The organism is Mesorhizobium sp. M2A.F.Ca.ET.067.02.1.1, from assembly GCF_004023285.1.
Taxonomy (GTDB): Bacteria; Pseudomonadota; Alphaproteobacteria; order Rhizobiales; family Rhizobiaceae; genus Mesorhizobium.
This window is the reverse complement of the sequence record NZ_RZSB01000548.1, coordinates 1-4,018: the sequence shown is the minus strand read 5'-3', so window position 1 is coordinate 4,018 and position 4,018 is coordinate 1. Positions and strand designations below refer to the sequence as shown.

Here is a 4,018-nt window from a genome sequence, read left to right as displayed (position 1 = left end):
ACGAGTGAGGGAACCTCGATCGCCGGCCGGTTCTTCAGGAACATCGGTTCTTTGTCGGGATCTATCACCCGGATCGTTTCGATGAGCGCGTCGGCGAGCGGGTCGGCGCCAAGCCAGAACGGCTTTTCGGCGGTGCTGATAATGCCGAGGCAGCGCGGATTCTCGTGCCCCCCGTCCAACGGCAGCGCCAGGAGCTCGAATTTGTTGGAGCGGCCGTTGCGGCTGAATCCCTCGTAAGTCATGAACAGCACCGATTTCTGATCGAAGACGCCCTGCATCAGCCTCGACACCAGACGCTGGTCCTTCTCGCGCCACAGCGAAGGAAAAGAGAAGCCCTTGAGCTCGCGTCCGTAATAGGCGCAGAGCCTCGTGCCGGCTAGCCGGAACACCGCTTCGCCGCGCGTGTCGCGCTCGAGGATGAAGGTGTCGGCCAGAAGCGCCTTGATGTCGGCCGGCTCCACTTCCGATCGCTTGGGGGCGAGGCGGCCATCACGCAACTGGTTCCAATATTGGAACAGCGCGATCGATCCTTTTTCTTTCATTTCCATTCCGCTCCGCACCATCTGTCTTTTGATGTCCCATCGGCGAACAGACAGGGCGCCCTCCGATGAGCTTCATGCAGTGCGGAGCAGGATGCGTGCCAGCATCGTTAACGTTTGTTCACGTCTCGGGGTCGTTAAGGTTAACGAATGGTTTACATTGCGCGCTGCCGAGGCCCGTGGCACACAAAAGCCACTCCAAAACGGTCGTTTCAGCAGCGATCGGCAGCACTTCAGTCACGAGTTTACGGGGAGCAGGGGACTCGACCGGCCGTTCAGGGGGACACCTGGACGGCCTTCTTTTTGATTCGTTCCCGTTCTGATTCGCGCCTTCTTCCGCACGCGTCCTGTGGCGAATAGCCATTTGTGATTCGAAAAAGCGTGATCTACATGCTCGTCGAAATCCCTGACTCCCGGACCGCAAGGGTGCATGAGCGAGCCTGTAAGCCCCACTGAGAACGAACCGCCGCCGGACGAGGCTCCAGAGCCAAGGCGCCGCGAACCGGTGTTCAACCTGCCGCCAGTGGTGTTGGCCGCGATCGGCATTTGCGCGGCTGTCTTTCTGTTGCAGCAATATGTCCTGGACGATGCGCAGAACATGGTACTGCTCTACGACGGAGCCTTCATTCCGGTGCTCTACACCGGCAAGTATGGCTTCGACTGGTTCTTGTTCACGCGTCCATTCACCTATGCGTTCATGCACGGTGGCATTGCCCACATCGCCATCAACATGATCTGGCTGGCGGCCTTCGGCTCGCCGCTCGCCAATCGTCTCGGCGCGCTGCGTTTCGCCATATTCTACGCGGTGACCGGGCTGGCTTCGGTTGTTCTGTTCTGGGCGCTGCATCCCTACAGCGAGGTGCCGCTCGTCGGCGCGTCGGGGGCGATTTCCGGCATGATGGGCGCGGCCGCGCGCTATGGCTTCCGCATCGACCGGTCATCCGGCAGGGCGGCCTTCGCCGGCGAGCCGCTGCCGATTGCGGCCGTGTTGCGCTTGCGCGGCGTCATGACGTTTCTTGGCGTCTGGATGGTGATCAATCTAGCCACCGGCCTGCTCGGCTTCGCGCCGGGCGTCGATGGCCAGATCGCCTGGGAAGCCCATATTGGCGGCTTCATCGCCGGCTTCTTCGGATTGCGTTTCTTCGACCGCCGCCGGCTGCCGCCTACTTCTTAGGCGCACTTGAAAAGCAACCAATCACGGCGCACCATGTTTGCTAAGCACCCGGTGTCTTCCTAGGGGCGCAGGGGCTGAAAAGCCGGTCGGGGCGGGGAGCCGGCGTCAAAGGCAGTGGAGGACGCCATGACGGTTAAGGCAATTCTCGAAAGCAAGGGCCATGACGTGTTCACGCTCGGGCCCAATGAGAAACTCAGCGAGGCCATTCGCATGCTGGCCGAGCACAGGATCGGCGCGCTCGTCATCACCAATGGCGACCGCAAGATTGTCGGCATCCTCTCGGAGCGCGACATCGTCAAGGTCCTGGCCAGGGAGGGCGCCGCCGCGCTCGACATCGCCGTGCGCTCGGCGATGACACCGAAGGTGAAGATCTGCAACGAAAACCACACGGTCAACGAGGTCATGGAGATCATGACGAGGGGCCGCTTCCGCCATCTGCCGGTGGAGAAAAACGGCCTGCTCGACGGCATCGTCTCCATCGGCGACGTGGTCAAGCGCCGCATCGAGGACGTCGAGCGCGAAGCCGAGGAGATCAGGGCCTACATCGCCACCGCCTAGAGTGCGAAAGATGCCGCCGGTTTTCGGCCGGCGGCATTGGGCATTAGCGGTTGTCGAGCTCGGCGCGGACGAGCTGCAGCCCGCGCCGGGTGATGCGGTAGGGGCCGGCTTCCGTCGAAGAAACCGCTTTCTTGCGCCTCAATTTTCGAAAGAGCTCCAGGTCGAAGCCAGGATAGCGCCAGCCGTCGCGGGTCAGGCACTGGACGGAGGCGATCTTTTTACTCTCGTTTTTTCGATTTCGATACGCCCGCCCTGCGCGAGCAGATGCAGTATGCGCTGTTCCCCACAGCGCCGCGCGTCTCGGACGCGCAAAAGGACGCTGTGGCACTCTTGGTTGGCGCATGATCCTTTCCGAAAATCGGTTCCGATTTTCGGGGTCATGCGCTGCGCGAAATGTCCATTGGATAAAGTCCCGGGAAAAACAACAAAAGCCGCCGCCGCGAGACATCGCGGCACGGGGTTTCAGGTTTTTCTGCCCTGCCTCGCTACGAGGTCAGGGCTTCACCGGGACTGAGCGTAAGTGGACATCCACTCTCCATTGGGAGGAGTGTCCCATAGGCGAACGTAGCGGAAAAGGCCAGCGTGTGGGCTTTACGCTTGTCTCGCAGGGCGGTTTGCACTAGCGAAGTTGCGCACCGAAATATGCGTTTTGCATATCGCGAATTCTAAGATACGCAGGCCTCCATGAGCATCATCGACACCCGCACCCCCGACGCAAAACGGCTTATCCCCGGCGCCACCGGCGACTGGGAAGTCATCATCGGGCTCGAAGTGCATGCGCAAGTGATCTCGGAAGCAAAACTCTTCTCGGGCGCCTCGACATCGTTCGGCGCCGCGCCCAACGCCAATGTCAGCCTGGTCGACGCGGCGATGCCGGGCATGCTGCCGGTCATCAACGAGGAATGCGTCAAGCAGGCGATCCGTACCGGGCTCGGCCTCAAGGCCGCGATCAACCACAAGTCGGTCTTCGACCGGAAGAACTATTTCTATCCGGACCTGCCGCAGGGCTATCAGATCTCGCAGTTCAAGCAGCCGATCGTCGGCGAGGGCAAGGTGATCGTCTCCGTCGGCCCCGACCGCCAGGGCGAGTTCGAGGATATCGAGGTCGGCATCGAGCGCCTGCACCTGGAACAGGATGCCGGCAAGTCGATGCACGACCAGCACCCGACCATGTCCTATGTCGACCTCAACCGCTCCGGCGTCGCGCTGATGGAAATCGTCTCCAAGCCTGACATCCGCTCGGCCGACGAGGCCAAGGCCTATGTCACCAAGCTGCGCTCGATCATGCGCTATCTCGGCACATGCGACGGCAACATGGACGAGGGCTCGCTGCGCGCCGACGTCAACGTCTCGGTGCGCCGTCCGGGCGGCGCGTTCGGCACGCGTTGCGAGATCAAGAACATGAATTCGATCCGCTTCATCGGCCAGGCCATCGAATATGAGGCGCGCCGGCAGATCGCCATTCTCGAGGACGGCGGCAAGATCGACCAGGAGACGCGCCTGTTCGATCCGAACAAGGGCGAGACGCGCTCGATGCGCTCCAAGGAAGAAGCGCACGACTATCGCTATTTCCCAGATCCCGACCTTTTGCCGTTGGAGTTCGACCAGGCCTATGTCGATGCGCTCGCCAAGGACCTGCCGGAACTGCCCGACGACAAAAAGGCTCGGCTGGTCGATGTGCTTGGACTGTCCGCCTATGACGCCTCGGTGCTGGTTTCGGAAAAGCCGATCGCCGACTATTTCGAGA

At 61.4% G+C, this 4,018-nt stretch carries 4 protein-coding genes and 1 pseudogene; 3 read left to right on the top strand and 2 right to left on the bottom strand.

Annotated elements, in window-relative coordinates; genetic code table 11:
• Positions 1 to 542 (bottom strand): PAS domain-containing protein (locus EOA28_RS27225; protein WP_128315471.1); only part of this gene is annotated, 542 nt, incomplete at its 3' end.
• Between the two features lie 427 nt (positions 543 to 969).
• Here EOA28_RS27225 and EOA28_RS27220 point away from each other — a divergent pair.
• Positions 970 to 1,713, top strand: a complete 744-nt coding sequence (locus tag EOA28_RS27220; protein ID WP_127386006.1) for a rhomboid family intramembrane serine protease — start codon at positions 970 to 972, stop codon at positions 1,711 to 1,713.
• Between the two features lie 126 nt (positions 1,714 to 1,839).
• Positions 1,840 to 2,271, top strand: coding sequence for a CBS domain-containing protein (locus tag EOA28_RS27215; RefSeq protein WP_127250825.1), 432 nt, complete (start codon positions 1,840 to 1,842; stop codon positions 2,269 to 2,271).
• 43 nt (positions 2,272 to 2,314) lie between these two features.
• Here the strand turns inward: EOA28_RS27215 and EOA28_RS27210 are convergent.
• Positions 2,315 to 2,583: pseudogene (locus EOA28_RS27210) on the bottom strand (YjhX family toxin).
• Between the two features lie 372 nt (positions 2,584 to 2,955).
• Here EOA28_RS27210 and gatB point away from each other — a divergent pair.
• Positions 2,956 to 4,018: Asp-tRNA(Asn)/Glu-tRNA(Gln) amidotransferase subunit GatB (gatB, locus tag EOA28_RS27200; RefSeq protein WP_128315470.1), on the top strand; the 1,063-nt coding region annotated here is incomplete at its 3' end.